This window comes from Polynucleobacter sp. UB-Siik-W21 (assembly GCF_018687415.1).
Taxonomy (GTDB): Bacteria; Pseudomonadota; Gammaproteobacteria; order Burkholderiales; family Burkholderiaceae; genus Polynucleobacter.
Genome location: NZ_CP061289.1, coordinates 1,931,410 through 1,956,916, shown reverse-complemented (window position 1 = coordinate 1,956,916; position 25,507 = coordinate 1,931,410). Strand labels below are relative to the sequence as shown.

Annotated in this window: 29 protein-coding genes and 1 tRNA gene; 13 read left to right on the top strand and 17 right to left on the bottom strand. The window is 45.9% G+C overall.

Annotation, left to right across the window (positions count from 1 at the left end; all coding sequences use genetic code 11):
* The first annotated feature begins 15 nt into the window (after positions 1-15).
* From C2756_RS10125 to C2756_RS10105, 5 genes are read left to right on the top strand one after another with little or no spacing between them, the layout of a single operon-like run.
* Positions 16-801: an SURF1 family protein gene (locus C2756_RS10125; protein ID WP_251372052.1), complete on the top strand. Its 786-nt coding sequence runs from the start codon at positions 16-18 to the stop codon at positions 799-801.
* Positions 798-1,454, top strand: coding sequence for a hypothetical protein (locus C2756_RS10120; protein WP_215319132.1), 657 nt, complete (start codon positions 798-800; stop codon positions 1,452-1,454). The genes C2756_RS10125 and C2756_RS10120 overlap by 4 nt, the downstream gene beginning before the upstream one ends.
* Positions 1,454-2,557 (top strand): heme A synthase, encoded by a 1,104-nt coding sequence (locus tag C2756_RS10115; RefSeq protein WP_215319131.1) that lies wholly within the window; start codon positions 1,454-1,456, stop codon positions 2,555-2,557. The genes C2756_RS10120 and C2756_RS10115 overlap by 1 nt, the downstream gene beginning before the upstream one ends.
* A complete protein-coding gene (gene cyoE / locus C2756_RS10110; protein WP_215319128.1) occupies positions 2,554-3,447 on the top strand; it encodes a heme o synthase in 894 nt (297 codons plus the stop codon). Before C2756_RS10115 ends, cyoE begins: the two co-directional genes overlap by 4 nt.
* Position 3,448: 1 nt before the next feature.
* Complete coding sequence (locus C2756_RS10105; protein WP_215295919.1) at positions 3,449-4,039, top strand: SCO family protein; 591 nt, start codon at positions 3,449-3,451, stop codon at positions 4,037-4,039.
* A gap of 23 nt (positions 4,040-4,062) precedes the next feature.
* Here C2756_RS10105 and rpoH read toward each other — a convergent pair whose 3' ends face one another.
* Together rpoH and ftsY are read right to left on the bottom strand one after the other, a co-directional pair.
* Positions 4,063-4,992: an RNA polymerase sigma factor RpoH gene (rpoH, locus tag C2756_RS10100; RefSeq protein WP_215319119.1), complete on the bottom strand. Its 930-nt coding sequence runs from the start codon at positions 4,990-4,992 to the stop codon at positions 4,063-4,065.
* Between the two features lie 92 nt (positions 4,993-5,084).
* The gene (ftsY, locus tag C2756_RS10095; protein WP_215319117.1) at positions 5,085-5,975 is read right to left on the bottom strand and encodes a signal recognition particle-docking protein FtsY; all 891 of its coding nucleotides are present in this window, start codon (positions 5,973-5,975) and stop codon (positions 5,085-5,087) included.
* Between the two features lie 63 nt (positions 5,976-6,038).
* Between ftsY and C2756_RS10090 the strand changes: the two genes are divergently transcribed.
* From C2756_RS10090 to C2756_RS10070, 5 genes are read left to right on the top strand one after another with little or no spacing between them, the layout of a single operon-like run.
* Positions 6,039-7,403, top strand: a complete 1,365-nt coding sequence (locus C2756_RS10090; protein ID WP_215320956.1) for a pitrilysin family protein — start codon at positions 6,039-6,041, stop codon at positions 7,401-7,403.
* Positions 7,403-8,740: a pitrilysin family protein gene (locus tag C2756_RS10085; RefSeq protein ID WP_215319116.1), complete on the top strand. Its 1,338-nt coding sequence runs from the start codon at positions 7,403-7,405 to the stop codon at positions 8,738-8,740. The genes C2756_RS10090 and C2756_RS10085 overlap by 1 nt, the downstream gene beginning before the upstream one ends.
* Before the next feature lie 10 nt (positions 8,741-8,750).
* The gene (rsmD, locus tag C2756_RS10080) at positions 8,751-9,347 is read left to right on the top strand and encodes a 16S rRNA (guanine(966)-N(2))-methyltransferase RsmD (RefSeq protein WP_215319113.1); all 597 of its coding nucleotides are present in this window, start codon (positions 8,751-8,753) and stop codon (positions 9,345-9,347) included.
* A gap of 36 nt (positions 9,348-9,383) precedes the next feature.
* Positions 9,384-9,881, top strand: coding sequence for a pantetheine-phosphate adenylyltransferase (coaD, locus tag C2756_RS10075; protein ID WP_215295913.1), 498 nt, complete (start codon positions 9,384-9,386; stop codon positions 9,879-9,881).
* A 16-nt stretch (positions 9,882-9,897) separates the two neighbouring features.
* Positions 9,898-10,164, top strand: a complete 267-nt coding sequence (locus tag C2756_RS10070) for a YfhL family 4Fe-4S dicluster ferredoxin (RefSeq protein WP_215319111.1) — start codon at positions 9,898-9,900, stop codon at positions 10,162-10,164.
* 9 nt (positions 10,165-10,173) lie between these two features.
* On the opposite strand, the gene pth is transcribed toward C2756_RS10070, so the two are convergent.
* The 6 genes from pth to C2756_RS10040 form a co-directional block, all read right to left on the bottom strand.
* Positions 10,174-10,764, bottom strand: a complete 591-nt coding sequence (gene pth, locus C2756_RS10065) for an aminoacyl-tRNA hydrolase (RefSeq protein ID WP_215319109.1) — start codon at positions 10,762-10,764, stop codon at positions 10,174-10,176.
* 103 nt (positions 10,765-10,867) lie between these two features.
* A complete protein-coding gene (locus C2756_RS10060; protein ID WP_215295910.1) occupies positions 10,868-11,518 on the bottom strand; it encodes a 50S ribosomal protein L25/general stress protein Ctc in 651 nt (216 codons plus the stop codon).
* Positions 11,519-11,663: 145 nt separating this feature from the next.
* Positions 11,664-12,629: a ribose-phosphate pyrophosphokinase gene (locus C2756_RS10055; RefSeq protein ID WP_215319107.1), complete on the bottom strand. Its 966-nt coding sequence runs from the start codon at positions 12,627-12,629 to the stop codon at positions 11,664-11,666.
* Between the two features lie 54 nt (positions 12,630-12,683).
* Positions 12,684-12,760, bottom strand: a tRNA-Gln gene (locus C2756_RS10050).
* A 5-nt stretch (positions 12,761-12,765) separates the two neighbouring features.
* Positions 12,766-13,650: a 4-(cytidine 5'-diphospho)-2-C-methyl-D-erythritol kinase gene (ispE, locus tag C2756_RS10045; protein WP_215319105.1), complete on the bottom strand. Its 885-nt coding sequence runs from the start codon at positions 13,648-13,650 to the stop codon at positions 12,766-12,768.
* Positions 13,643-15,130 carry an outer membrane lipoprotein LolB gene (locus C2756_RS10040; protein ID WP_215319103.1) on the bottom strand — a complete coding sequence of 496 codons (1,488 nt, stop codon included), beginning with the start codon at positions 15,128-15,130 and terminating at the stop codon, positions 13,643-13,645. Before C2756_RS10040 ends, ispE begins: the two co-directional genes overlap by 8 nt.
* 35 nt (positions 15,131-15,165) lie before the next feature.
* On the opposite strand from C2756_RS10040, the gene mutM reads away from it, so the two are divergent.
* Both mutM and mutY read left to right on the top strand, forming a co-directional pair.
* Positions 15,166-16,002, top strand: coding sequence for a bifunctional DNA-formamidopyrimidine glycosylase/DNA-(apurinic or apyrimidinic site) lyase (gene mutM, locus C2756_RS10035; RefSeq protein ID WP_215319100.1), 837 nt, complete (start codon positions 15,166-15,168; stop codon positions 16,000-16,002).
* Positions 15,987-17,129 (top strand): A/G-specific adenine glycosylase, encoded by a 1,143-nt coding sequence (gene mutY, locus C2756_RS10030; protein WP_215319099.1) that lies wholly within the window; start codon positions 15,987-15,989, stop codon positions 17,127-17,129. Before mutM ends, mutY begins: the two co-directional genes overlap by 16 nt.
* On the opposite strand, the gene rapZ is transcribed toward mutY, so the two are convergent.
* From rapZ to C2756_RS09985, 9 genes are all read right to left on the bottom strand, one after another.
* Entirely contained in the window at positions 17,074-17,964 is an 891-nt protein-coding gene (gene rapZ, locus C2756_RS10025; protein WP_215295904.1) for an RNase adapter RapZ, read from the bottom strand. The genes mutY and rapZ overlap by 56 nt on opposite strands.
* A gap of 3 nt (positions 17,965-17,967) precedes the next feature.
* Positions 17,968-18,954, bottom strand: coding sequence for an HPr(Ser) kinase/phosphatase (gene hprK, locus C2756_RS10020; protein ID WP_215319097.1), 987 nt, complete (start codon positions 18,952-18,954; stop codon positions 17,968-17,970).
* Positions 18,951-19,412 carry a PTS sugar transporter subunit IIA gene (locus C2756_RS10015; RefSeq protein ID WP_215295902.1) on the bottom strand — a complete coding sequence of 154 codons (462 nt, stop codon included), beginning with the start codon at positions 19,410-19,412 and terminating at the stop codon, positions 18,951-18,953. Before C2756_RS10015 ends, hprK begins: the two co-directional genes overlap by 4 nt.
* Before the next feature lie 33 nt (positions 19,413-19,445).
* Positions 19,446-19,769: a ribosome hibernation-promoting factor, HPF/YfiA family gene (gene hpf / locus C2756_RS10010; RefSeq protein WP_215319095.1), complete on the bottom strand. Its 324-nt coding sequence runs from the start codon at positions 19,767-19,769 to the stop codon at positions 19,446-19,448.
* Positions 19,770-19,951: 182 nt separating this feature from the next.
* Positions 19,952-20,719 (bottom strand): LPS export ABC transporter ATP-binding protein, encoded by a 768-nt coding sequence (gene lptB / locus C2756_RS10005; RefSeq protein ID WP_215295900.1) that lies wholly within the window; start codon positions 20,717-20,719, stop codon positions 19,952-19,954.
* A complete protein-coding gene (lptA, locus tag C2756_RS10000) occupies positions 20,716-21,267 on the bottom strand; it encodes a lipopolysaccharide transport periplasmic protein LptA (protein WP_251372049.1) in 552 nt (183 codons plus the stop codon). The genes lptB and lptA overlap by 4 nt, the downstream gene beginning before the upstream one ends.
* Before the next feature lie 10 nt (positions 21,268-21,277).
* A complete protein-coding gene (gene lptC, locus C2756_RS09995; protein ID WP_215319091.1) occupies positions 21,278-21,919 on the bottom strand; it encodes an LPS export ABC transporter periplasmic protein LptC in 642 nt (213 codons plus the stop codon).
* 3 nt (positions 21,920-21,922) lie between these two features.
* Positions 21,923-22,495 (bottom strand): HAD family hydrolase, encoded by a 573-nt coding sequence (locus C2756_RS09990; RefSeq protein ID WP_215319089.1) that lies wholly within the window; start codon positions 22,493-22,495, stop codon positions 21,923-21,925.
* A 21-nt stretch (positions 22,496-22,516) separates the two neighbouring features.
* The gene (locus tag C2756_RS09985; RefSeq protein WP_215319088.1) at positions 22,517-23,509 is read right to left on the bottom strand and encodes an SIS domain-containing protein; all 993 of its coding nucleotides are present in this window, start codon (positions 23,507-23,509) and stop codon (positions 22,517-22,519) included.
* 11 nt (positions 23,510-23,520) lie between these two features.
* Between C2756_RS09985 and C2756_RS09980 the strand changes: the two genes are divergently transcribed.
* Complete coding sequence (locus C2756_RS09980) at positions 23,521-25,503, top strand: monovalent cation:proton antiporter family protein (RefSeq protein WP_215319086.1); 1,983 nt, start codon at positions 23,521-23,523, stop codon at positions 25,501-25,503.
* Positions 25,504-25,507 lie beyond the last annotated feature (4 nt).

Genomic DNA, 25,507 nt, shown 5'->3' with positions numbered 1-25,507 from the left:
TTATTTTTAAATCTCTTGAATAATCTTTTTACTGCTCTCATTGCTAAGCGCATAGTTGCTACTGTATCAGCCTTGCTGGTCATTGCAATTGCTTGTGCTGCGGGTATTTGGCAGTTGAGCAGGGCTGAGGACAAGATTGTCTTGGCGGCTCATTTATTAGCTCGGCAACAGATGCCAATATTGAGCGTCAATTCAAGCTCTTTAACTCTAGAAGATGCAAGTGAGCGTCGCATGATTGCTCGCGGTCAATATATTCCGGAGGCGGCTATTTGGTTGGATAACCGGCCAAGACCAATGCCTCCTGCTGGGAGCACGGCATCACAATCCGGTTTCTTTTTAATGATGCCTTTGCGTCTAGAGGGTCGTAATGAAGTCCTCTGGGTCAATCGAGGTTGGGCGCCGCGCAATAGTGCTGACCGAGAGTTGCTGCCCCCGGTTAAAACGCCAGCCAATGTGGTCAATATTGAGGGGATTGTGTTCGCCCATCCTGGCAAGGTCTATGCCTTGGGCGAAAGTAAGCCCCCCATAGATACTGGTAAGCCTCGAATTGAGCAAAATTTTGATTTAGTAGGCGAGGGCAGACTACGAGCTTGGTCTCAAAGCCCTTTTATTTTGAGAGAGATTGATACCGGCATCGATGATGGTTTATTACGTGAGTGGGCTCCTCTGACAACTGGAGTCGATCGCCATTATGCTTATGCATTCCAGTGGTTTGCGCTAGCAGTTGCTGGTTTCTTATTTTGGTTGATTACTGGCCTGCGGCAATATAGGCGTCAGGATGTGAATGGGGATCAAGAGTGAGTGATAAAGAGTTATTAATTCCAGCTTCACAGATGGATGCATCAGCAATCAATGCGCGGACTCGTCGTGGCCGAATTCAAATGCTGTTGCTATTGCTTGCTTGCGCTAGCCCGGTGATCGCATCCTACTTTGCTTACTATGTGATAAAGCCTGAGGGCGGAAAAACGAATTTTGGTACCTTGGTTTATCCAGCCCAAGAATTTAATAGTGCTTGGCTCGATGCGCCCTTACAAGGCAAGTGGACTTTGTTGATTGCACGACCTGCAGGCGAATGCCAAATTAAAGATGAAAAGTGTGTTGAAGCATTATTTTTAATGCGCCAAACTAGAGTAGCGATGGGTAGAGAAAGTAAGCGCGTTCAGCTGATTTGGGTCAATACAGATGGCAAGCTTGTAGACCCTGAGCTTTTGAAGGCTTATGACGAACAGACTGCGGGACTTAAGGTGGTACCACTGCCTCCAGATCCTAAGTCACGAGCTGAATTTAATGCGTGGCTGAATAAAGAGGGCGCTGGAAAAGAGATTCAGTTGATTGATCCAAGCCCAGCGAAGATGATGTACTTTCCAGTGACAAACTCTCCTAAAGAATTTGCTAGTATCAAAAAAGATTTAGAAAAACTCTTAAAGTTAAATCACAAGGGCGAAAGTTTGTAATGCCCAATCTTGTTTTGTTCTTGGAGTTGGCTGCTATTGCCATAGTATTTGCAGGGCTCCCATTAGCTTATCTTTGGACCAGACGGGGGTATAGTTTTTTTCAGAAACTTAATTGGGTCTTAGTGTTTATGACTTTTGATCTGATCGTATTTGGGGCTTTTACGCGCTTAACGGACTCAGGTTTAGGGTGTCCAGATTGGCCTGGCTGCTATGGCACATCTAATCCATTTCATGCATTGAGCGATATACAACAAGCTGAAAACGCCTTACCCAGTGGCCCCGTAACTGTCATGAAAGCTTGGATTGAAATGATCCACCGTTATTTAGCGATGACTGTAGGTGCATTGATTTTGGTTCAAGTAGTACTGGCATTTAACAAAGTAAAGGCTTTGGGTAAAACCCCCTTCTTTGTTAGTCTGGGTTTACTTTTATTGGTCTGTATTCAGGGAGCCTTTGGTGCGTGGACTGTGACACTCAAATTGCAACCCATCATTGTGACGATTCATTTAATGTTGGCCCTTCTTTTATTGGCTTGCTTAACTGCTTATGCTCAACAAGCTTGGGAAGAAAAAATTTCTACAGTACGTACACTGCGTATCAAACCTTTACCTGCTGCTCTTTTATTGGCAGCTTTTATAGTGCTCATGATTCAAGTTTTCTTGGGTGCCTGGGTTAGCACCAATTACGCCGTTTTAGCTTGTCCTGACTTTCCAACGTGTTTAGGCACTGCTTGGCCAGAAACCAATTGGGTTGAGGGCTTTACGCTGTGGCGTCAACTGGGTTTAAATGCGCAAGGTGAGTTCATTTCACCAGTTGCGCTGCAGACAATTCACTGGGCGCACCGCTTATTTGCAGTGTTGGTATTCGTAGTGTTCTCATTCTTGGGCTGGAAGGCGCTACAGCTTGCAACTCCAGCAATACCGGGGCTGAAACGCTTCGGCAAGCTCTTATTTAGCCTGCTTGCTTTACAGATTCTGACTGGTATCTCCAATGTTGTATTTCAGTGGCCTTTATTAGCCGCTTTATTACATAGCGCTGGGTCTGCTGCTTTGGTATTCTGCTTAGTCAGAATGAGTTATTGGGCTTCTTGGAAGTCATTATGAGCACACCGAAAAGATCCGCTACAGTACCGATGCCACGTTGGCGTCAGTACTGGGTTTTAACAAAACCTAGAGTGACTCAGCTCGCAGTTTTTTGTGCAGTAATTGGTATGTTCTTGGCAACACCTGGCATGGTTCCGTATCCAGTACTCATTGGAGGTGTTGTAGGTATCTGGTTATTAGCAGGTGCGGCATTTGCGGTGAATTGTTTGATTGAGCAGGCGGTCGATGCCAAGATGAGGCGCACTGCATGGCGCCCTTCTGCAACAGGTGAAGTCACTCCATTCCATATTATTGTTTTCTCTATCATTCTGGGTGCTTTGGGAATGATTATCTTGTGGATTTTTTGTAATCCACTAACAATGTGGCTCACCTTTGCGACATTTGTAGGCTATGCAGTGATTTATACCTGGCTACTAAAACCGGCAACACCACAGAACATTGTGATTGGTGGTTTATCTGGTGCCATGCCGCCAGCCTTAGGTTGGGCTGCAGTCACTAATACACTTTCTGCTGAAGCTTGGCTTTTGGTATTAATTATTTTTGTTTGGACGCCACCCCATTTTTGGGCCTTAGCTTTATATCGTCGCGATGACTATGTGCAATCTGGCTTGCCAATGCTCCCAGTAACTCATGGTGAGCGTTTTACGCTGCTCAATATTTTGCTCTACACCCTGATTTTGATTGCAGCAACTTTATTGCCTTATATCTATGGCATGAGTGGCATGCTGTATTTGATATCAGCAATTATTCTCGGTTTAATATTCCTGGCTTACGTGATTGCGCTATTTATTACCTATAGCGATGCATTGGCCAAGAAGACCTTTCGTTTTTCAATCACCTATTTGTCTTTGCTGTTTGCAGTATTGCTCATAGATCACTACTTTCTCTAAGATGAAGCTCACCATTTTGCGCAGTTGCCTCATTGCTTCATTGCTGATGATTTTGGCAGCCTGTAGTCCAAAGCCAGAGTTCAAAAATATTGATATCACTGGTGGCACAGCGTTTGGTAAGGACTTTAGTTTGCTGGACCCTGATGGCAAGCTTAGAACGCTCAATGACTTTAAAGGTAAAGTTGTTGTGATGTTCTTCGGCTACACTCAGTGCCCTGATGTTTGCCCAACTACTTTGACTGAAATGCAGCAGGTCATGACCTTATTGGGGCCGCAGTCAGATAAGGTGCAGGTGCTATTTGTAACGGTTGATCCTGAGCGTGATACGGCCACCATTCTGAAGCAATACGTTCCCTCGTTTGATGCCCGTTTTCTTGGCTTGCGCCCAGCAGATGAAGTCGCGTTAGAAAAGGTTACCAAAGACTTCAAAATTTATTACAAGAAAGTGCCAGGAACTAGCCCAGGTTCATACACCATCGACCACACGGCGGGTAGTTATGCGTTTGATCCCGAAGGGCGCTTACGTTTGTATATCAAGCATGCGCAAGGTCCGGAGACCTTGGCACATGACTTGAAAGAACTTCTAAAGTAAGTTTTTGAAGTTGCTAAGCTTGCTTAAGCCGCTTCAGCTTGCAACATGCCACGCATCTTTTTGAGGGCGGCTGTTTCAATTTGACGAACACGTTCTGCAGAGATGCCATATTCTGCAGCAAGGTCATGCAAAGTCTTAGTGCCATTACCGTCAGCATCCATGGCTAACCAACGTGACTGCACAATATTACGACTACGCTCGTCCAAAGCCATCAAGGCTTGATCTAATTTAGGACCTTGTAATGCATCGGCTTCTGCATGAGCAATACGTTCAGTGGGCTCCTGACTGTTATCAGCAAGCCATTGTATTGGTGCAAAGGCAGCTTCTTCGTCACTGTCATCGCCCTCAAGGGCAACATCGCCACCAGCAAGACGCATTTCCATTTCTTTAACGTCCGAGCCTTTCACATCGAGGGCTTTTGCTAATGCATCAACCTCACCAGGAGTGAGTGCGCTCAAGGTGGGTTTGTTGCTGCGTAAGTTAAAAAATAATTTGCGTTGTGCTTTGGTCGTTGCCATCTTAACCAAACGCCAATTCTTGAGAATGTACTCATGAATTTCTGCTTTGATCCAGTGGATTGCGTATGACACTAAACGGGCGCCATTATTTGGGTCGTAACGTTTCACTGCTTTCATCAAGCCGATGTTGCCTTCTTGAATGAGATCAGCATGCGGAATGCCATAACCAAGATATTGGCGTGCAACAGAAACGACGAGACGCAAATGGGAGAGCACCAAAGTTTTAGCGGCTTCTACATTTTCAGTGCGACGAAACTCCTGCGCTAGATGCAGCTCTTCTGCAGCGCTCAGCATCGGCACGCGATTCACATACGCAATGTATGAGTCAAGAGTGCCAACCCCAAGAGATGGCAGCATAGGAAATGCAGACGCCGCTGCAGCCTGCGCTACAGGCAGCCTTTGCATATTCGGTTTGTCAGTTTTCTTTTGAACCATTTTTTTAACAATAGAAAAGAGTTAATAGAGGTCTATTTTAGCACTCTTGTCAAGAGAGTGCTAATGCTTTGTATATTCTGTAAGTTATTGAATTAATTGAATAATTCTGAAGAATATTGCCCGGCAGTAAATGGGACTAAATCTTCAATACCCTCGCCTTTACCAAGCGCCAAAACTGCTGGTGCGGGGCTATCTTTGAGGGTGTGGGCAAGGGCGCAGATAACACCGCCTTTAGCGGTGCCATCGAGCTTGGTAACAATGATTCCAGTGAGCCCCAGGGCAGTATGAAATGCCTTCACTTGGCTTAAGCCATTCTGACCAGTATTGCCATCTAAAACCAAGAGAGTGTGGTGAGGGGCCCCAGGAAGGGCTTTGCCGATGACCCTCTTCACCTTTTTTAACTCTTCCATGAGGTGGTCTTGGGTGGCAAGGCGTCCTGCAGTATCAATAATCAGAATGTCGCTTTTACGAGAGATCGCTGAGTGGATTGCATCATGTGCAACTGCTGCTGCATCACCCCCCTCTTGAGTAATGACATCAACTTGGTTGCGACCACCCCATTCCTGTAGTTGATTGCGCGCTGCTGCTCTAAAAGTGTCACCTGCAGCCAAGAGTACTGATTTACCTTGAGACTGAAAGCGCCTGCAAAGTTTGCCAATGGTGGTAGTTTTACCTGCGCCATTAACGCCAACGACCAACCAAACTTCTGGAATAGTATCTTGCTGGCTTGAAAATAAAGGGTTCGGCGATGGTTCTAAAACCCGCAATAGATCTCCAACCTCTTGAATGAGTAGTGCCTGAAGTTCTTCTGGACTGGATGCTTGTTCAGACTTTGCTGCTTTGCGCAGTTTGCCGATCAATTGCTCAGTCGTCGGCAGTCCCACATCACTTTGAATCAGTGATTCTTCTAGGGCATCAAACCAAGCTTCGTCAGTCTTGCTGGATTTGAATAGGGATCCGAGGGTTTTACGTAAGCCGAACATAATCGATACAATTTAATCCTTGCATCTTATCAATTTAATTCTTGGGATATGGTGATTCAGCAGATGCGTTCTAATTTACTCCGAATTACTTTCCTATTTTTACTGTTTGCGCCATTGTCTTGGGCTACAGGCAAAGATCAGGCGGATACACACGAATTTCAGTTAAGCAATGGTCTGAAGCTCATAGTGAGGGAAGACCATCGTGCGCCAACTGTGGCCCATATGGTTTGGTATCGCGCAGGTTCGATGGATGAGATCAATGGTCGAACTGGTGTGGCGCATGTCCTTGAGCACATGATGTTTAAGGGAACTGACAAGGTGAAAGCAGGTGAGTTTTCACGTTTAGTAGCAGCGGTTGGTGGGCGTGAAAATGCATTTACTTCTCGCGATTACACCGCTTACTTTCAGCAAGTTGAAAAATCAAAGTTGGATGAAGTGATTAAGCTAGAAGCAGATCGAATGTCCAACTTAAATTTTGATGACGCTGAGTTCTTAAAAGAAATTCAGGTAGTGATGGAGGAGCGGCGTTTACGCACTGAAGATAATCCTAGTAGCCTTCTCAATGAATCGCTCATGGCAACCGCTTACATGAGCTCACCATATCGTCATCCTGTAGTTGGTTGGATGAATGATTTACAGAATATGACAGCTTCTGATGCAAGGGATTGGTACCGCAATTGGTATAAGCCAAACAATGCAACTGTAGTCATTACTGGTGATGTTGATGCCAAGAAAGTCTTGGTATTGGTAGAAAAATATTATGGCGCCGTTCCCGCACAAGAGCTACCAGTGCGTAAGCCACAAGTCGAGCCACCGCAAAAAGGAGTGAAGCAAGTTCAAGTGAAGGCACCGGCAGATAGCGCGCAATTGGCGATGGCTTGGAAAGCACCGCGTCTTGAGCCTGGCAAGCTGGATAATCCTGAGCCATATGCACTTGAGTTGTTAACCGCAGTGCTGGATGGTTATGACAATGCACGCTTGAATCGCACGTTAGTGAAGCAAGAAAAAGTGGTTAACGATGTAGGTGTTGCTTATGACATGGTCTCTCGTGGGCCCGAGTTATTTCTGATTAGTGCCACCATGGCTAAAGGAAAAACGGTTTCACAGGCACAGGCGAGCATTCGCAAAGCGTTGGATGAGATCAAACTAAAAGGGATTTTGGAGTCTGAACTCAAGCGCATTAAGGTGCGCATTCTTTCAGAACAAATTTATAAGCGCGATTCTATTTTTGGTCAGGCGATGGAAATTGGCAGTACTGAAATGGCTGGATTTTCTTGGAAGGATATTGACTATATGCTGGAGAAAATGCAAACCATTACTCCGGGGCAAGTCCAAGCGGTTGCCAATAAATACTTGGTCGATGAAGGCTTGACGATTGCTGTACTCGATCCACAGGCACGCAAGACTGTTGGTAAGGAGGGCAAATAATGAGAGCCCTCACGAAAATCGTTTCATCCTATTTTTTAGCTTTAGGTTTCATCGCTAGTGCAAATGCCATATTGCCAATTGAAAAACTGGATGCTTATAAAGGTGCCAAAGCTTTTCTAGTACAAACCAAAGCATTGCCGATGGTTGATATTGAGGTCAGCATAGATGCCGGCGATCGTTATGATCCTGCTGGCAAAAGTGGCTTAGCCGACATGACCGCAGGCCTGATGAATTATGGGGTACATGGCGATAGGGGCTTGTTAAATGAGGCCCAAATTGCGGATGAGATTGCTGATTTGGGTGCAAATATTGGTTTATCAGTTAGTGGCGAGCGCGCCATTTTGCGTATCCGGACTTTAAGTAGAAAAGATTTGCGTGATCAGGTTGTGCAATTGGCAGCCTCTATGTTGAGTTCGCCCACCTATGATGCCAATATTCTTGCGCGGGAAAAACAAAGAACTATCACCAGCTTGCTTGAAGCAGAAACTAAACCAGAGTATGTTTTAGAGCGCCGTTTCAAAAAAATGGTCTACGGAGCTTATCCTTTGGCCGATACTCCCTCAGTACAATCGGTTGGTGCGATTACTGCTACAGACTTACAGCAGTTTCATAAACAGTTTTATCGTGGCGATCGGATGATCGTCAGCATTGTGGGTGACGTAGATTCGACTCAGGCAAATGAAGTCGTACAAATGTTATTAAAAAGAATTCCGCAATCAGGACCAGTAATTGCGCCTCTACCTGAACTTCAACGTTCACCCGTAGAGCCTTTAGCTCAGCGAGAGGTACAGATTCCATTTGATTCTCAGCAAGCCCATATCGCGATGGGCATGACGGCAGTAGCGAGGAATAATCCTGATTATTTCCCCTTACTTGTAGGAAATTACATTTTAGGTGGCGGTGGATTTGTGTCCCGTTTGATGAACGAGGTTCGTGAGAAGCGTGGCCTTGCCTATAGTGTTTTTAGTTATTTCGCTCCAGGCAAAGCTAGCGGTATTTTTCAGGCCGGCCTACAGACCAAGAGCGATCAGGGTTCTATGGCGCTTGGGGTGATGAGTGACACTATTGCAAAATTTATTACGAATGGTCCGACCGTCAGTGAACTTGCTGCAGCAAAAGCCAATTTGATCAATGGTTATCCATTACGTATTGATAACAATCGCAAACTCTTGGATAACGTCTCCTCTATCGCATGGAATGATTTGCCACTTGATACGATGGAAGTCTGGACTAAACAAATTGAGGCTGTTAGTTTGGAGCAGGTGACTGCTGCATTCCAAAAATATCTGGCGATGGATCGAATGAAGATTGCAGTCTTGGGGGCTCAAAATAAATAAGTCAAAGCCGATGAAGGTAGAGCCGCCAAAGAAGGTGCGCATTATCGGTGGCGTATGGAGAAGCCGCCAGTTAACCGTCTTAGATTTACCGGGTTTGCGACCTACTACAGATCGCATTCGAGAAACTCTATTCAACTGGCTTGGTCAAGATTTGACAGGTCTCACTTCTTTGGACTTATTTGCAGGAACAGGCGCTCTTGGCTTTGAGGCAGCCTCACGGGGTGCAGATTTGGTGGTGCTTCTCGAAAAAGATAAAAAGACCCATGCGAACTTAGTGTCTAATTTTGCGCTGTTGCAATCCTCGCCAATATCTGGAGTGGTAGAAATTTTGCAGCGAGACAGTGTGGTTTTCTTAAGTCAGCAGGCTGACCGCTCAACGAATCTGATTTTTATTGATCCTCCTTTTCAGGATGGGACATTACTTGACCGTGCTGTCATCGAAGCTGGCAGAATTTGCGATGACTCCATCGGGGGCGGAATTTATGTGGAATTTCCCTCAAATCGTCCTCGTGAAGAGATAGAAGCCCTACTGCCAAGCTGGCATTGTGGAAAATACTTAGAGGCTGGGCAGGTAAAAGCCTGTCTATTTCGGAGTGTAAGGGGCTAAACTCTTGCCTATAGCCGTTAAAGCCTTAGGAGAGTTATGACTGTCGCTGTCTACCCTGGAACATTTGACCCATTTACACGTGGTCACGAGGATTTGGTTCGTCGAGCATCTAGTATTTTTGATAAGTTGATTGTTGGTGTTGCCTCAAGTCGTAGCAAGCATCCTTTTTTCACTTTGGATGAGCGGATTGATATTGCTAAGGAAGTGCTTGGGCATTACTCCAATGTGAAGGTGGTTGGCTTTCAAGGTTTGCTAAAAGATTTTGCACGCGAGCACAATGCACGCGTTATCGTGCGTGGCTTGCGTGCGGTATCTGACTTTGAGTATGAGTTTCAGATGGCAGGGATGAATCGTTATTTACTACCTGATGTAGAAACCCTGTTTTTAACCCCATCTGATCAGTACCAATTTATCTCTGGTACCTTTGTGCGTGAGATTGCTTCTATGGGCGGCGATGTCAGTAAGTTCGTTTTCCCGTCTGTGGAAAAGTGGCTTGTTCAAAAGATTGCGGCTGCCAATCAAAATTCTAAGTAAAGCCATCGAGTAAAAAATGGCTTTAATGATTACCGACGAATGCATCAATTGCGATGTGTGTGAGCCAGAATGTCCCAACGATGCAATCTATATGGGGCTAGAGATTTATGAGATAGACCCCAGTAAATGTACTGAGTGTGTGGGTCACTATGATGCGCCCCAGTGCCGTCAGGTATGTCCAGTAGACTGCATCCCCTTTAACCCCGCGCATACTGAAACCCAAGAGCAGTTAATGGTGAAGTTCAAGCTATTAACTGTCGCCAAAAAAGCGAATTCAGTTTAACTAAGCAGCTTAGCCCTTAGAGTGCAGTTCCATCATGGCAGTTTGGGTATCGCCTTTTAAAAATAGCGGCAAAATTTGTAAACCATTTTCAATGCTGGTGTTGATGAGTTTTTGTTCCGCTAATTGCGGTCTACGTAAAACATAGTCAGCAACCTCCATCGGACGACCCTCACCAGCCACATCCCTTGGGTGCCCGATCCCTAGACGCAGACGCCAGTAGTCTGGCGTGCCTAGGTGTGCTTGAATATCTTTGAGACCATTGTGTCCACCAGTGCCACCACCAAGCTTGATGCGTGCTGTTCCCGGTTTGAGATCAAGTTCGTCTTGCACTACCAAAATATCTGCAGGTGTAATTTTGTGAAAGCGACAAAGAGCTCCAACGGCTTGGCCACTCAGGTTCATATAGGTGCCAGGCTTAAGTAAAAAGAGATCTTCACCTTCCCATTTCGCTTTAACTACTTTTCCATGAAAACGTTTTTCTGATTCAAAGCGAGCGTTCAATTGTTTTGCCAAGACGTCGACAAACCAGAAGCCAGCATTGTGCCGATCTTCTTCATGTTCATCTCCAGGATTCCCCAGGCCAACAATTAATTTCGTCATGATGAGAGTGTAAAGATATAAGTGGATTTCTACAAATAGAGCAAAGAGATAAAAAGAAAGCCCGCTTGCGCGGGCTTCTTTCGCAAACAGATGACTTAATGAATTAAGCCTTATCCTTTGCATCAGCAGCAGGCGCAGCTGCTGGGGCTGCAGCGGCTGCAGGTGCAGCTTCTTCAGTCTCAGCGGCTTTAACAGCTGGAATACGTGCGTTTGCAAGCACTGGGTTTTCTTGCTCAACATGCAATACCAAAGTAACGCCTTTTGGCAATGTCAGGTCTTTCGCATGAACAGAATGACCCACTTCAATTTTGCTCAAATCCACTTCAATGAACTCTGGTAAGTCTGCTGGTAAGCAAGAAATTTCGATGTCATTGAGGATGTGGCTAATAACAGCACCTTGCAATTTCACAGCAGCCGATGTGTCAGCATTAGTGAAGTGCAATGGAATGCGCATGTGAACTTTCTCAGTCGCAGAAACGCGCTGGAAGTCAATGTGCAAAACCAATGGCTTAAATGGATGCATTTGGTAATCGCGTAACAACACTTTTTGTGTTTTGCCACCAATTTCTAAATCCAAAATGGATGAGTGGAATGCTTCCTTGCGGAGAGCATGGAACAACGCGTTATGGTCTAACTCAATGACCAAGGCTGGATCTTTACTACCGTAAACGATTCCCGGCGTCTTACCGGAATTGCGCAGACGGCGGCTCGCACCCGTTCCCTGTACGCTTCTTTCAAAGGCTACAACTTTCATATTCAATTTCCCTATTAAGGTTAATTTCCGTTCGCGACCAAACAGAAAAGCCTTCGATTATATCGTGTGAATGGGGATTTTTGCCTACAAATGCTCAAAAAACGCCTAAGAACCCGCAAAAAACGGGGTAAAACAGGGTTTTTGCTTATTCGGCAAACATGGACATGACTGAATCGCCCTTGCTAATACGAGAAAGGGTCTCTGCTAGTAATGGCGCTACGGTCAATTGACGGATTTTGCCCACTTTGGACGCTTCTGCAGTCAATGGGATGGTGTCGGTAACAACCAGTTCATCCAATTCGGAGGCGGCAATTCGAGCCACTGCACCGCCTGATAGAACAGCGTGAGTACAGTAGGCGGTAACTCCCTTCGCACCACGCTCTTTAAGCGCTTCAGCAGCCTTACAAAGGGTTCCGCCGGTATCAATGATGTCATCCATGATCACGCAATGGCGACCTTCTACTTCGCCAATGAGGTGCATTACTTCAGATACATTGGCTTTAGGGCGACGTTTATCAATAATCGCCAAGTCTGTACCTAATTGTTTTGCCATGGCACGGGCGCGCACTACACCGCCGATATCTGGGGAAACAATAATCAAATCTTTTTTAGTCTTTTGCGCTTCCAGATCGGCCAAGAGAACGGGTGAGGCATAAATGTTATCTACCGGGATATCAAAAAAGCCCTGAATTTGATCAGCATGGAGGTCCATGGTCAGAACACGCTCAATACCAGCGACCGATTGCAGCATATTTGCCACGATGCGGGCAGAGATTGCAACGCGGGCGGAGCGTGGACGACGGTCTTGGCGGGCGTAACCGAAGTACGGAATCACCGCAGTGATGCGGCTTGCGGAGGCTCGCTTCAAGGCATCAATCATGATCATCAGTTCCATCAAGCTGTCATTGGTTGGTGCACAGGTTGATTGAATGACCACGACATTTTTGCCGCGAACGTTTTCTTGAATTTCTACTTGAATCTCGCCGTCCGAGAAACGACCTACAAAGGCTTTGCCCATCGGCAAATTGAGCTCTTTGGCTACAGCCTCAGCCAAAACCGGATTTGCGTTGCCTGTAAATAAAGTCAATAAATCTGTGTTTGTGGAGGACATAGTCTTAAGGATTTTGAGGGGTCAAAAGGTTTTCTTTGTCATTTCTACAGTAATTGGCAGGGGAAGAAGGATTCGAACCTTCGCATGCTGGAATCAAAATCCAGTGCCTTAACCAGCTTGGCGATTCCCCTTCGGATCAATCTGAAGAAATCAAATTGTAAGCGGGATTTTTATTTAGCCCCCGAACAACCCGACCTATCCACCCTTTAGGAAGATTTTGTAGAAGATTTTCCAGTTTTGCGACATTCATCTTAGAGTCTAAGACTGTAAACACGCTACTTCCAGAGCCTGACATACGGGGCTCAGAGCCCGGTACTGCCTGACTAATCCAATCCAAAGCTTGCTTCACTTCAGGACAAATCCGCATCGCTACTGCCTGACAATCATTTGAAAGATCGGACCATGGCGATGCAAGAAAGCCATCTATTGTAATCTGACCGTGATTTCGGGTCAATTCAGGGTCCTGAAAAATGCTGATAGTAGGGATCCCTTGATTTGGGAAGATCACTAAAAAATCACGGGTTTCCAGGGCAATTTCTTGAATTTGTTCGCCAATACCTTCAACAAATGCATTTTTGCCAAAAATGAAAAATGGCACATCTGCCCCGAGCTGAAGACCAAGTTCGCAAAGTGTCTTTTGGTTTAACTTGAGATTCCAGAGGGTATTTAAACCAATTAAGGTGGTGGCAGCATCGGAAGATCCGCCACCCATTCCAGCGCCCATAGGGATTTCTTTTTGCAGGCCAATCTCAACCCCAGATTCAATCTGGCAAAAGTCTTTTAATAGTTTGGCAGCTCTGACCACTAAATCATTTTCGGGTTCTACTCCCGCAATGGGATCGATACGACGAATCTCATTTTGGGGGATCAGTTTTAAGTGGATCGTGTCACACCAATCAATTAACTGAAAGACGGATTGCAGTAAGTGATAACCATCTGCTCTTCGACCAACAATGTGAAGAAATAAATTCAGCTTGGCTGGTGAGCGTAGCGTTAAGGATTGATAACTGATTTCACTCATTCGGGCTATCAAAGACTAGGCGAATATCAATCGATCCAATATTCGAGCTGCGAGTCATACTTAATTTCTCAAGACGGTTTTTATTGCCCCAGGTATAAATTAAGTCCCAGCCATCCTGGTTAATTTTGCTCACTTGCCCTTTGGCATTTCTTTCTATGCTTGCTTCGCTACCGGGCCTTACTTCGCCTCTGAGCCAGTTTGATAAACCTCTTGCTGGTAATGGAAGTCCCAAAGTGTTTTGAACGAGGGTATCTGCATCAATTGCTGTGACTACTTGTCCATCACGTTCAAGAGTCGCTTCGCCCGGCATGATGGTAATTTTTGCGATAGATCCGCCAACAGGATTGCGTATCTCTAAAACATCTTTGAGTTGCTCTTGGGTGAGCGTAAAGCCACCTGATCCACCTTGATTGTGAGCATCGGTAAGTCCAGTAACTTTAACGGCAAAGCGGCCATCCCAAGAGCCTGCAGAAGCTTGATCAGCGTTTGACCAATCTGGTTTTAAGCGCTTGAGCGTTTCTTTAAGGGTGGGGTTATTGGCGTCTAATTTTTGAGCCTGTTGCCACATCTCTTCTGCTTCAGTGCGGCGATCCATTGCCCACAATACCTCACCAGTATGTGCCGCAATATCAGCTTCCGGTTTCATTCTGAACGCTTGTTGAAGTTGCTCTAGAGCCAATTCATTTTTTCCAAGACGGAAGTTGACCCAGCCTAAGCTATCTAAGATAAAGCTGTCCTTAGGGGAGAGTTGGTGCGCTTTAGTGATGAGTGCAAATGCTTCGGATAGTTTGATGTTGCGGTCGGCAAAAGAATAGCCCAAAGCATTTAAAGAATTCGCATTATTTGGATTCTTGCGCAAAATTTCCCGTAAGGTTTTTTCCATCACATCTAAGCGACCTACTTTTTCTGCTGACATGGCATAGGTATAAAGCAACGCTGGATCCTTGGGGGTCGGTTTTGCAGTAGACGTAATTTCATAGAAAGCCCGTAGAGCATCTGACTCATCTTTGGCTTTACTGAGCAAAGCTTGCAGTTGCAGTAGTGTATTTTCTTGCTGCGCTGGAGTTTGTTGGCGCAATAACGCGATGGCAGGTTTGACGGCATCTGACCAGCGATTATTTAAAACCAGCAACGTAATCAAAACTTCTTTGGGTTTGGTTTGGGAGGCTGGAGACAAACTATCCCAAGTCTTAGCAGCATTTAAAGCTAACTCAGGCGAGCCACCTGCAATCCCAATTTCCATCGCCCTTTGAGCTAAGCGAGGATCCTTGAATTGACGTGCCATTTCCATATAGGTGTTGTAGGCTAGGCCCGCTTCGCCTCTTTGCAGGGCAATTTCTGAAGCCAAGACTTCAAAAACCGCCTGCCCCGTTTGGATATCGTCGGTTTGTGCAGATGCCTGACCAGGCAGGGCGCTTGCGTAAGCGATGGAGAAGAGTAATAAACCCTTCAAATAGGATTTAAGTAACAATTTGCTCATAAGCACATTCTAATCTGCGAATCTACAATTGATTTATGCCAGAACTTCCAGAAGTTGAAGTCACCCGCTTGGGAATTGCCCCTCACCTTCAGGGGCGCGTGATTAGTGCCGTCAAAATCCTTGATGGGCGTTTACGTTGGCCTGTCCCGAGCGCCCTGACTAAGATTTTGCCTGGTCAAAAAGTGCACACCATTGAAAGGCGCGGAAAGTACCTCTTAATTGAGCTGGATATAGGGCATCTATTGATTCATTTGGGAATGACAGGCACCTTACGTATATTGCCCAGTAATGATCCTTTGAAGTTGCATGATCGCGTGACTGTAGAGTTTGGGAAGTTAAGTTTACGTTTGCATGACCCCAGAAAATTTGGTGCAGTGTTGTGGCATCCAAGAACTAAAGGTCCGATAGAGAAAAATGTTCTATTGCAAAAGTTGGGAGTAGAGCCTTTTTCAACAGAATTTGCCGGAGAGCTTGGCTCTGAAATTTTGTATCGGGCATCACGCAAGCGCACCGTCGCTGTTAAGCAATTTCTGCTGGCTGGCCAAGCGGTCGTTGGTGTTGGCAATATTTATTGCTCCGAGAGTTTGTTTGAGGCAGGCATTCATCCTGCTAAGGCTGCTGGAAAACTCACTCGCCCTCAATGTGTTCGGCTAGCTGAAGCGGTGAGATTGATTTTGAAAAAAGCCATTGCTGCTGGGGGCAGTAGCTTGAAAGATTTTGTGAACAGTGATGGCGATCCAGGACATTTTATGGTGCAAACCAAAGTCTATGATCGTAAAGATGAACCCTGTAAAGTTTGTAAAACATCCATCAAGCAAATTGTGCAGGGACAGCGCTCCACTTATTTTTGCCCGACATGTCAAAAGCGTTAATCACTACTTTTTCTGAAAAGTTGATTGCTTGGCATGCACGCAGTGGCCGCTCAGGTCTGCCTTGGCAAGGTAATCGAGACCCTTATGCAGTTTGGGTTTCAGAAATCATGCTGCAACAAACTCAGGTAGCTACTGTTCTAGAGCGCTACCCTCGCTTTATGAAGCGCTTTCCAACGGTTAAAAAATTAGCAGCTGCTCATATCGATGAAGTGCTGGCTGAGTGGGCTGGCTTGGGTTATTACTCTCGCGCTCGAAATTTACATGCGTGTGCCCAGCAAGTGATGCAACAATTTGCTGGGCAATTTCCGGGCGATCCAGTTTTACTCGAGCAACTCAAGGGGATTGGTCGGTCAACCGCAGGCGCAATCGCTGCTTTTGCTTTCCATGTAAGAGCGCCAATTCTAGATGCGAATGTCAAAAGAATTCTGGCGCGCTTATTTGCTGTAGAAGGCACGCTACAAGACAAGGCTGTGAATGACCATTTATGGGGGCTAGCTAATCAGATCTTACCAAGCAAGCCTCAGGATATGCCGGTGTATACCCAAGCATTGATGGACTTTGGCGCTACTTGGTGTACTGCTCGTAAACCAGTTTGTCTTAGTGGTGAAAAAAAATGCCCATTTGAAAAATACTGCCAAGCAAATTTAAGCAATCAAGTATTGGCCTTACCGAAAAAGGTAGTAAAAGCAAAGTCACCCGAGTTTGACTGCGACATGCTCTTAGTTAGACATGGCAATGCGATTCTGCTGCAAAAGCGCCCAAGCAAGGCAATTTGGGGTGGATTATGGTCTTTACCAGAATCTATCTGGGTGGCGAAATCCACTCCTCGAAAAGTAGTACCCAGCCTCAAGGACTTGTTGGAAGCAGCTTTACCTGAAGAAAAGATAGCTATATGGCTAAAGGCTTGTAAGGCGGTCCAAGTAGGTCCTCAAATTAAGCATGTCTTTACCCATCGACGTTTGTGGATGCAGATTTGGGATGTGAATGCTTCAAAAAGTGTGGAGCCTGAAAGTGCAAATCTGAAGTGGGTACCTTTGAGCCAATTAGGGCGCTATGGCCTACCGCAGCCGATTAAGATTTTACTGCAGGGATTGAGTCTAGCTCGCGGTGACGGTCTAAAAAATTAAGCTGTAGATCAATCAATTCTCTTTGGGTGCGGAAGTGTTCGCTAATTCGATTCACAAGATAGACCGAGCGATGCTGACCACCAGTACAACCAATTGCAACCGTTAAGTAACTGCGTCCGTCAGCAATGTAGTGCGGTAACCATTTCTCAATAAATTGTGTAATGTCACTTTCCATGCTGATGACTTCTGGAATTTTTTCTAGAAATTCTTTTACGGGTTTATCGTTCCCTGTTAGGGGCCTTAAGATTTTGTCGTAATGGGGGTTGGGCAAGCAACGAACATCAAAGACGAGATCTGCTTCGCTAGGCACGCCTTTTTTAAATCCAAAGGATTCAAAAATGACTGTCAAACCAACGGGCTTATCTTTCAGTAGGTCCTGAATCCAAGAGCGTAGGGCGTGAGATGGTAGGTTACTAGTATCAATGCTATGAGCTTGCGTGCGCAGGGGTTCAAGCAAGCTTCGTTCTTTATTAATCGCTTCTATCAATGTCGCCGATTGGGATTGCCTGGCATTCGTTGATAAGGGATGTCGTCGGCGAGTTTCTGAAAAGCGCTGTACCAAGGTATTGGTATCTGCATTTAAGAATAAGATGCGTACTTGGTGCGTACGCTTCAGATTTTCAAGAATGAAAGGAAGCTCTGCAATCGATTGGCCACGACGTGCATCAATAGCTACTGCTACGCGCTCGCACTTTTCGCTTTCAAGAGTGCTGATAAGGTTTTCTAGGAGCGAGACGGGAAGGTTATCGACGCAATCATAGCCAGCATCTTCAAAGGCCCTCAGGGCTACTGATTTACCTGAGCCTGAGATTCCGGTAATCAGATTAATTTGCATGACTTAAAGCAAGCGCCCTTGGGATTTAATCGCATCTGCCTCGGTATTCATTTGAGCTCGTTGGCGCTCTATAAATTCTTTGAGGGTATCAATACCGCGTAATTGCAAAATCGTATTGCGGACCGCAGCCTCTACTAGTACTGCTAAGTTGCGTCCAGCAGCCACTTGAATTTTTACTGTTCGAATCGGAATTCCTAAAACATCGATATGTTGAGCTTCCAGTGGCAATCTTTCAAATTCACCATCGGTTCGTCGAACCAATTGCACAATAAGGCGCAGTTTTAATTTTCGACGAACGGCTGTTTCACCAAAAATCGTACGAATGTCCAGAAGGCCAAGTCCGCGGACCTCAAGAAGATTACGAAGAATTACGGGGCAACGACCTTCGATATAGTCGGGCCCTAAGCGTGCAAAATCTACCGCATCATCAGCAACTAAACCATGCCCGCGGGAAATCAATTCCAAACCTAACTCACTTTTGCCTAAGCCTGATTCACCCGTTAATAAAACGCCCAAGCCTAAGATGTCCATAAACACCCCGTGCATCGTAATTTGCGGAGCGCCAATTTTGGTGAGATAGGTGCGCAAATGGTCAATGACTTCTGCAGCTGAAATACTCGTTGTAAACAGTGGGGTAGATGAGCGTTGGCAGAATAGTTGTAGATCTGGATCTGCGGACTTGCCATCAGCCACAATGACACAAGGCGGAGTTTTAGAAATTAGGTTAGCAATTTGCTCTTGTTTTTGTTCGGGCTCAAGCGCTGCGTGATAGTCAACTTCTTGTACACCAAAAATTTGGATGCGACTTGGGTGAATCAGATTTAAGTGACCCACCAAGTCTGAGCTGGCTGCAGCAGCTTTGACTGCCTCAGTTGGAAAAGTACGATCAGCACCTTCAAGGCCGCTAATCCAGGAGAGCTTCAGATCAGAAACATTGTCGTCAAAGATTTGTTGCGCAGTTACTCGATCGAGGAGTAATGGCTGGGTCATTTTGTATTACCCCATTGCTGCAATAGTTCACAGACTGATGTGGGGTCGGTAGCAGAAATCAATTTTTCTCTTGCCTCTGAATCTGATAGCAGTTGTGCGATAGAGGAGAGAATTTCTAAATGTTGTTGGGTTGCCTTTTCTGGAACCAACAAAAAAATGAGGATCGACACAAGCTCACCATCAGGCGCTGCAAATTCGATCGGGTCTTTCAACTTCATGAAGGCTGCAGTGGGTTGCTTCAGGCCTTTTACACGACCGTGAGGAATCGCAACACCAGCCCCGAGGGCTGTTGAGCCTAAGTCTTCGCGGGCATTGAGAAACTCTACTACTGAGCTTGCATCAATACCAACTTGCTTGGCAAACAACTCCCCAGCGGCTGCAAAAGCATCAGCCCTGTTTTTGGCGGGGTTATCTAATGCAATGCAGTCAGGGTTAAAGAGATTAGTCAGCACATTCATTACAGATGATTATAGGTGTCCTCACGCTCACGCTTACTCAAAATGCTTTTCGTGATGATGATCTTGAATCTTTTCTTTGTGTTTCACAACCTGGCGCTCAAGCTTATCGACCACTGCATCCATAGCGTGATAGAGATCGGCATTATGTGCTTCAGCGAACAGTTCTTTGCCTTTGAGGTGAATCGTGATTTCGGCACTTTGACGGAGATCTTTTTCTTTGGCGTTATCAATCACTAAAAAGGCAGATGCATCAATGACGTGATCGAAGTGCTTGCGAATTTTAGCTAACCCAGCCTCAAGATGCGTGCGCATAGCAGGGGTAACTTCTATATGACGGCTATTAATTTTTAAATTCATGAGCAACTCCTTATATCAACGCGTGCGCATAGCAATACCGGGGGTGCGCAGCAAGCCCCTGTCTTTTTGAGCTGTTTTTTTTGGAAAGTGAACCATGAACCTCCAGCGTATCAGCGAATTTGCCGAAAACCAAGAGGGGAAAGTACTTTTTATTACTTATACGGACAGATGCCTTGTCTGGCTTACATCCGGAAGTTTTCGCCTAAGTAGACTCTGCGGACAGCATCATTTTGAATAATTTGATCAGGCTTGCCTTCTGCTAGAACGCTTCCTTCGCTAATGATGTAGGCGTGGTCGCAGATACCCAAGGTTTCTCGAACGTTATGGTCGGTAATCAACACGCCAATCTGACGGTCTCGCAAGAATCGAACAATCCGCTGAATTTCCCCTACGGCAATAGGGTCAACTCCTGCAAATGGTTCATCGAGCAAGATAAATTTTGGTTGGGACGCTAAGGCTCTCGCGATTTCAACACGGCGACGCTCTCCCCCAGACAATGACAGAGCTGGATTATTGCGGAGGTGACCAATTTGTAGTTCGCCTAATAATTCATCTAAGCGATCCGCAATTTCGCCTTTGCTTAAGGGTTTTCCACCTTGGACTTGGAGCTCAAGGACTGCTTGTATATTCTCAGCAACGTTGAGCTTTCTAAAAACAGAAGCCTCTTGAGGAAGGTAAGAGAGCCCCATACGCGCTCGCTCATGAATAGGAAGATGGGTGATATTGACACCATCTAAAATAATTTGACCGGCGTCCAGTGGCACCAGCCCAACAATCATGTAGAACGACGTCGTTTTACCCGCACCGTTTGGACCCAATAGTCCAACTACTTCACCACATTCCACTTCAATCGAAACATCTCGTACTACTGTTCGAGAGCCATAACGTTTTTGAAGATTGCTAGCGATGAGTGTTGCTTTGGGATGGTTTTGAGCTAAATCCGTTGTCATTTCTCTAATGTGGCTTTTCGTCTTGGTGAAAGGATTGCTCTAGCTAAAGGCAAGTCCTCCGCTTTTGCATTGGCGGGAGGTGTTACACGATAGCGCTCTTTAATATCATCGTACTCAATTTTCCAGCCCTGCAGTTGATCGAGCATCTGCATATTCAGAGAGCGCTTAAGACTGGCTTCTCCTGTGATAGTCAGAATCTCAGTCTTGGCATTGTAGGTAACTTGAGTCCCGCGTCCTTGTATAAATTCATCGGCAGGACCTTCTCTGCGCTGCCTGAAACTTGCAGTAGTGTCAGCGGATCCTTTGACATCAACTAATTCATAGCCTTCAGGATCCACTTGAATATGACCATCTTCGCCTGTAACGATAATGCTGCCTTTAATCAATAAAACTTGACCTTTTAAGTCATACACCTGCTGTACATCATTTACTGAAACTTTTTCAGCCTCAAGAATGATGGGCTTGTCTTGATCGGCTTTCTCGGCGTTAGCAATAGGGCTCAGCACCAGTAAGGAGAGGGCGAATCCAATATGAAGTAGGCGATGCATGGTAAACATTTTATTGTGCACCCCGAGGAGCGCGTTCGATTCGACCTTTAACTTGACCAGAAAGTGTCATGCTTTGTTGAATGTTGTCGAATGTTCCACCTTCAGTCGAGTTCATGATCGACATGCCTTGCTCTAATGTGATTGGCCGATCAGTTTTAACGATATCGTCGTTAATCAAGACCTTGAAATAACTAGACGAGGCCAGCATCCGTAAGCTTGCAGGCTCTGTGGCAGTAGCTGCTTGTTGGGGTCTAAAGATAGAAGCATTATCAAAGAGCTCTAAAATTGTTAGGTCACCATCTAGATGACCGGTATTCGATTTGACAGTCACAGGAGCTTTGTCTGGCTGAAAGAGGCGCATCCGTGGAGCATCAATATCAATGGAGGCATCGTCATCATAGTGAGTCACTTTATTGCCCAAAATTCTGTACTTGGTATTGCCTTGTTCGTTTAAAGCGGAAAGAGTGCCGTTTTTAATAATGTAGTCAGGCTCATGTAGGCGAATACGTTCAAGCATTGAGCTTTCTGGAGGAGTATTTTTTTTAACCAACCAAAAAGTCATGAGGGTTAAGGCACTCATCAATAGTAAAGGCGTGAGGCCCAGCAATGTACGCCCAATATTGAGTTTGATCCGTTGAGAATTCAATTGCATTGCTTATTGACGAGCCTGGCTGAGCAATTCCTCGTAGCGGCTTTGTGCTTTGAGAATCAGATCACACACTTCTCTAACTGCGCTATTGCCACCCGCATACGTAGTGACATAATGTGCAAATTCTTTCACGGCTTCATGCGCTTGCGCAGGAGCAATTCGTAGTCCAGCGTTTTTCATCATGGCTAGATCTGGCCAGTCATCGCCCATGACAGCGCAGTCACTGGCTTTCAGTCCAAGTGTTTTTAGAACTTCTTCTAAAGCTAACGCTTTATTTTCAACACCCATATGAACCTGTTTGATGCCTAATTCATCACAGCGCGCTAAGACCATTTTGGAGTTTCTACCCGTGATGATGGCTGTCGGAATACCACATTGCTCTAAAAGTTTGATCCCTAGACCATCTTGAATATCAAATGCCTTTAAAGATTCTTTACCATCAGCGCCAATCCATACCTGTCCGTTGGTGAGGACCCCATCAACATCTAAAACTAGCAGCTTCACTTTGCCAGCGCGCTCCCATGCTTGGGGATGCTGTGACAGAGGGTTGGTGTTGTGTGGAGTAAAAGCGTTGGGCATAAGTCTCAATCAACGACGGTATTAAATTACTTTGGCTGCAAAGAGATCATGTAGATTGAGGGCACCTAGTAGGCAGCCATCTTGATCGGTAACAACTAAATGATTGATGCGATGTTTTTCCATCATTTCAATGGCTTCTTCAGCCAACAGTTCTGGTGGGATGGTGCGAGGGCTAGCAGTAGTGGCATTTTGTAAAGTGACGCCACTAAGATTCGTGTTTTTCTCTAGCAGTCTGCGTAAATCACCGTCTGTCAAAATGCCAAACACTTTTTGCTTGTCATCCAATGTCACTACCATCCCCATGCGCTTAGAAGTCATTTCTAGTAGGGCATCTTGCAGTGAAGCATGGATAGAAATTTTTGGCGTGTCATCAAAGCTACGCATTACTTCACTGACATGCATTAATTGTTTGCGGCCCAAGCGACCGCCAGGATGGGAACGCTGAAAATCTTCTGCCTGAAATCCACGGGCGTCTAATAAAGCAACTGCTAATGCATCGCCCATAGCTAATGCAGCCGTAGTGCTGGTTGTGGGGGCAAGATTCAGTGGGCATGCTTCTTTTTCAACGCTGGTATCTAAATGGGCGTCTGCTAATTGGGCAAGCGAAGAATTTGGTGCGCCAGTCAAAGCAATCAGTTTTGCACCAGTACGTTTCACGATCGGTACGATAGTTAATAATTCTTCCGTCTCTCCAGAGTTCGAGAGAGCAACAAAAACATCGTCTCTAGTAACCATGCCTAAATCACCGTGACTAGCCTCGGCTGGGTGCACAAAAAAAGCAGGTGAGCCTGTCGAGGCGAAGGTAGCAGCAATCTTGCGAGCAATATGCCCCGATTTACCAATGCCAGAAACCACAATTCTCCCTTTGCAGTCATGCAGTAATTCCACGGCGTATACGAGTGCATCGGCGTTGATGCCTTCTAGGCGATCGCGCATGGATTGCAGCGCAGCAGCCTCAATAGTGAGGGTATCGCGTGCAAGCTTTAGGGTACGTTCACGAGTCTTAGCTATCATCGAGTAAGTATATGCCGTCAGTCCTTCAATTAACCCTCATTCTCCTAGCCGCAGGTGTGGCTGGAGTGGTTATTTTCCGCTATTTTGGCTTACCCCCTATTTTGGGCTATTTAGCGATTGGGGTGCTGATTGGCCCCAATGCCCTGGCTTTGGCAAGCGACTCTTCTACAGTGAAGTATTTAGCTGAATTTGGGGTAGTTTTCCTAATGTTTTCGATCGGCTTGGAATTTAATCTAAACAAGCTGCGATCGATGCGGAACATCGTATTTGGTCTGGGTGGCAGTCAAGTGGTCTTGACGATGCTTTTAGCGGTGCCGGTCAGTCTCTTGATGAACTGGATTTACCCAATTTCTTGGCAGGCAGCGATTGCTTTGGGCGGGGCTTTGGCGATGTCTTCCACCGCGATTGTGACAAAACTCATTTCTGATCGATCTGAATTAGAAACAGAGCATGGTCGCAATGTGGTCGGTATTTTGTTATTCCAAGATTTAGCAGTGGTTTTTTTATTGATCTTGATTCCCTCTTTGGGAAAAAACCCAAAAGATCTGTTTGTTGCTCTCACTGCGGCCTCAATCAAGATTACGGTTGCTTTGGCCTTAATTTTCTTCATTGGCCAATCGCTCATGAGTCGCTGGTTTAGATTGGTTGCTAAGCTACGCTCGCAAGAATTGTTCATGTTGAACCTCTTGCTGATTGTGCTCGGTATGGCAGGCTTAACAGAGCACTTTGGTTTGTCTTTAGCGCTCGGTGCATTTTTGGCTGGGATGTTAATTGCTGAGACCCCATATCGTCATCAGGTTGAAGAGGATGTCAAACCATTTCGTGATGTCTTATTGGGGCTCTTTTTTATTACGATTGGCATGCTGCTTGACTTCAATGTCATTCGTGAACAGTGGATGTTGGTGGTAGCACTTCTAATTGGCCCCTTACTATTTAAATTTGGCTTGATCGCCTTACTCTCGAGAGCGTTTGGCTCAAGCCCTGGCATCTCGATTAGAACGGGCTTATGCCTTGCTCAGGCGGGCGAATTCGGCTTCGTATTGCTGACCCAAATTGATGGCTTAGATTTAATTGATCCCGTTCTGAGCCAAGCGGTTCTTGCCGCGATGTTGCTCTCGATGTTTTGCGCGCCATTTTTGGTTGAATATAGTGATCGCATTGCAATGCGTTTTTCCAGTAACGAATGGCTATTGCAATCGCTTGCGTTGACACGCGTTGCTGCAAAGAGCGTACGCAATGAGAATCACGTCATCATTTGTGGGTTTGGCCGTTCTGGTCAAAGCTTGGCACGTATGCTCGATCAAGAAAAGATTCCTTACATTGCCCTAGATTTGGATCCCGATCGCGTGAAAGAGGCTGCTGCTGCGGGCGATAACGTGGTGTATGGCGATGCTAGTCGTGAAAATTATTTAGTTGCTGCTGGTCTCTCAAGAGCTAAGACAGTTGTCATTACTTATGCAGATACTGCTGCCAGTTTGCGTGTGTTGCGTCAGGTTGAACACCTGCGTCCCGGCATGACAGTATTGGTTCGCACCAAAGACGACGCCGACATTGCTAAGTTGCAAGCGGCTGGCGCTACCGAAGTAGTGCCTGAGTTGATTGAGGGAAGCCTCATGATTGCCTCGCACGTCTTGTTGATTATGGGTGTGCCTATGCGTAAGGTAGTTCGGCGGATTACGACTGCACGTGAAGAGCGTTATAGCTTGCTAAGAGGGTATTTCCGGGGCGCAGGCGATGATGACTTTGGCTCGAATGAGTCTTGGCGTTTACATTCGATTACTTTGCTGCCCAATTCTCAAGCCGTTGGTAAAACTCTAGAAGAGCTTGATTTGGGTAGTGCAGGTGTCAGCGTTCAAGCAGTGCGTCGTAAGGGGCGCAATGCAGACTATGTGAAACTTGTCTTGACGCCCGAATTGCAACTGCAAGCTAACGATATCTTGGTGATCTCAGGTAACTCTGAGGCGACTGACTTGGCTGAAGCTAAATTACTCTGAGATT

What these genes read in the sequence shown, in the direction of transcription:
- C2756_RS10055 (WP_215319107.1), bottom strand. Translation starts at nt 12,629, where the DNA reads ATGTCCTCCACAAACACAGATTTATTGACTTTATTTACAGGCAACGCA.
- cyoE (WP_215319128.1), top strand. Translation starts at nt 2,554, where the DNA reads ATGAGCACACCGAAAAGATCCGCTACAGTACCGATGCCACGTTGGCGT.
- rapZ (WP_215295904.1), bottom strand. Translation starts at nt 17,964, where the DNA reads ATGCAAATTAATCTGATTACCGGAATCTCAGGCTCAGGTAAATCAGTA.
- hprK (WP_215319097.1), bottom strand. Translation starts at nt 18,954, where the DNA reads ATGACCCAGCCATTACTCCTCGATCGAGTAACTGCGCAACAAATCTTT.
- C2756_RS10015 (WP_215295902.1), bottom strand. Translation starts at nt 19,412, where the DNA reads ATGAATGTGCTGACTAATCTCTTTAACCCTGACTGCATTGCATTAGAT.
- mutY (WP_215319099.1), top strand. Translation starts at nt 15,987, where the DNA reads ATGTCAAAAGCGTTAATCACTACTTTTTCTGAAAAGTTGATTGCTTGG.
- lptA (WP_251372049.1), bottom strand. Translation starts at nt 21,267, where the DNA reads ATGCATCGCCTACTTCATATTGGATTCGCCCTCTCCTTACTGGTGCTG.
- C2756_RS09990 (WP_215319089.1), bottom strand. Translation starts at nt 22,495, where the DNA reads ATGCCCAACGCTTTTACTCCACACAACACCAACCCTCTGTCACAGCAT.
- C2756_RS10070 (WP_215319111.1), top strand. Translation starts at nt 9,898, where the DNA reads ATGGCTTTAATGATTACCGACGAATGCATCAATTGCGATGTGTGTGAG.
- rpoH (WP_215319119.1), bottom strand. Translation starts at nt 4,992, where the DNA reads ATGGTTCAAAAGAAAACTGACAAACCGAATATGCAAAGGCTGCCTGTA.
- C2756_RS10115 (WP_215319131.1), top strand. Translation starts at nt 1,454, where the DNA reads ATGCCCAATCTTGTTTTGTTCTTGGAGTTGGCTGCTATTGCCATAGTA.
- ftsY (WP_215319117.1), bottom strand. Translation starts at nt 5,975, where the DNA reads ATGTTCGGCTTACGTAAAACCCTCGGATCCCTATTCAAATCCAGCAAG.
- C2756_RS10085 (WP_215319116.1), top strand. Translation starts at nt 7,403, where the DNA reads ATGAGAGCCCTCACGAAAATCGTTTCATCCTATTTTTTAGCTTTAGGT.
- mutM (WP_215319100.1), top strand. Translation starts at nt 15,166, where the DNA reads ATGCCAGAACTTCCAGAAGTTGAAGTCACCCGCTTGGGAATTGCCCCT.
- rsmD (WP_215319113.1), top strand. Translation starts at nt 8,751, where the DNA reads ATGAAGGTAGAGCCGCCAAAGAAGGTGCGCATTATCGGTGGCGTATGG.
- ispE (WP_215319105.1), bottom strand. Translation starts at nt 13,650, where the DNA reads ATGAGTGAAATCAGTTATCAATCCTTAACGCTACGCTCACCAGCCAAG.
- pth (WP_215319109.1), bottom strand. Translation starts at nt 10,764, where the DNA reads ATGACGAAATTAATTGTTGGCCTGGGGAATCCTGGAGATGAACATGAA.
- C2756_RS09985 (WP_215319088.1), bottom strand. Translation starts at nt 23,509, where the DNA reads ATGATAGCTAAGACTCGTGAACGTACCCTAAAGCTTGCACGCGATACC.
- lptC (WP_215319091.1), bottom strand. Translation starts at nt 21,919, where the DNA reads ATGCAATTGAATTCTCAACGGATCAAACTCAATATTGGGCGTACATTG.
- hpf (WP_215319095.1), bottom strand. Translation starts at nt 19,769, where the DNA reads ATGAATTTAAAAATTAATAGCCGTCATATAGAAGTTACCCCTGCTATG.
- C2756_RS10040 (WP_215319103.1), bottom strand. Translation starts at nt 15,130, where the DNA reads ATGAGCAAATTGTTACTTAAATCCTATTTGAAGGGTTTATTACTCTTC.
- lptB (WP_215295900.1), bottom strand. Translation starts at nt 20,719, where the DNA reads ATGACAACGGATTTAGCTCAAAACCATCCCAAAGCAACACTCATCGCT.
- C2756_RS10060 (WP_215295910.1), bottom strand. Translation starts at nt 11,518, where the DNA reads ATGAAAGTTGTAGCCTTTGAAAGAAGCGTACAGGGAACGGGTGCGAGC.
- C2756_RS10105 (WP_215295919.1), top strand. Translation starts at nt 3,449, where the DNA reads ATGAAGCTCACCATTTTGCGCAGTTGCCTCATTGCTTCATTGCTGATG.
- C2756_RS09980 (WP_215319086.1), top strand. Translation starts at nt 23,521, where the DNA reads ATGCCGTCAGTCCTTCAATTAACCCTCATTCTCCTAGCCGCAGGTGTG.
- C2756_RS10090 (WP_215320956.1), top strand. Translation starts at nt 6,039, where the DNA reads ATGCGTTCTAATTTACTCCGAATTACTTTCCTATTTTTACTGTTTGCG.
- coaD (WP_215295913.1), top strand. Translation starts at nt 9,384, where the DNA reads ATGACTGTCGCTGTCTACCCTGGAACATTTGACCCATTTACACGTGGT.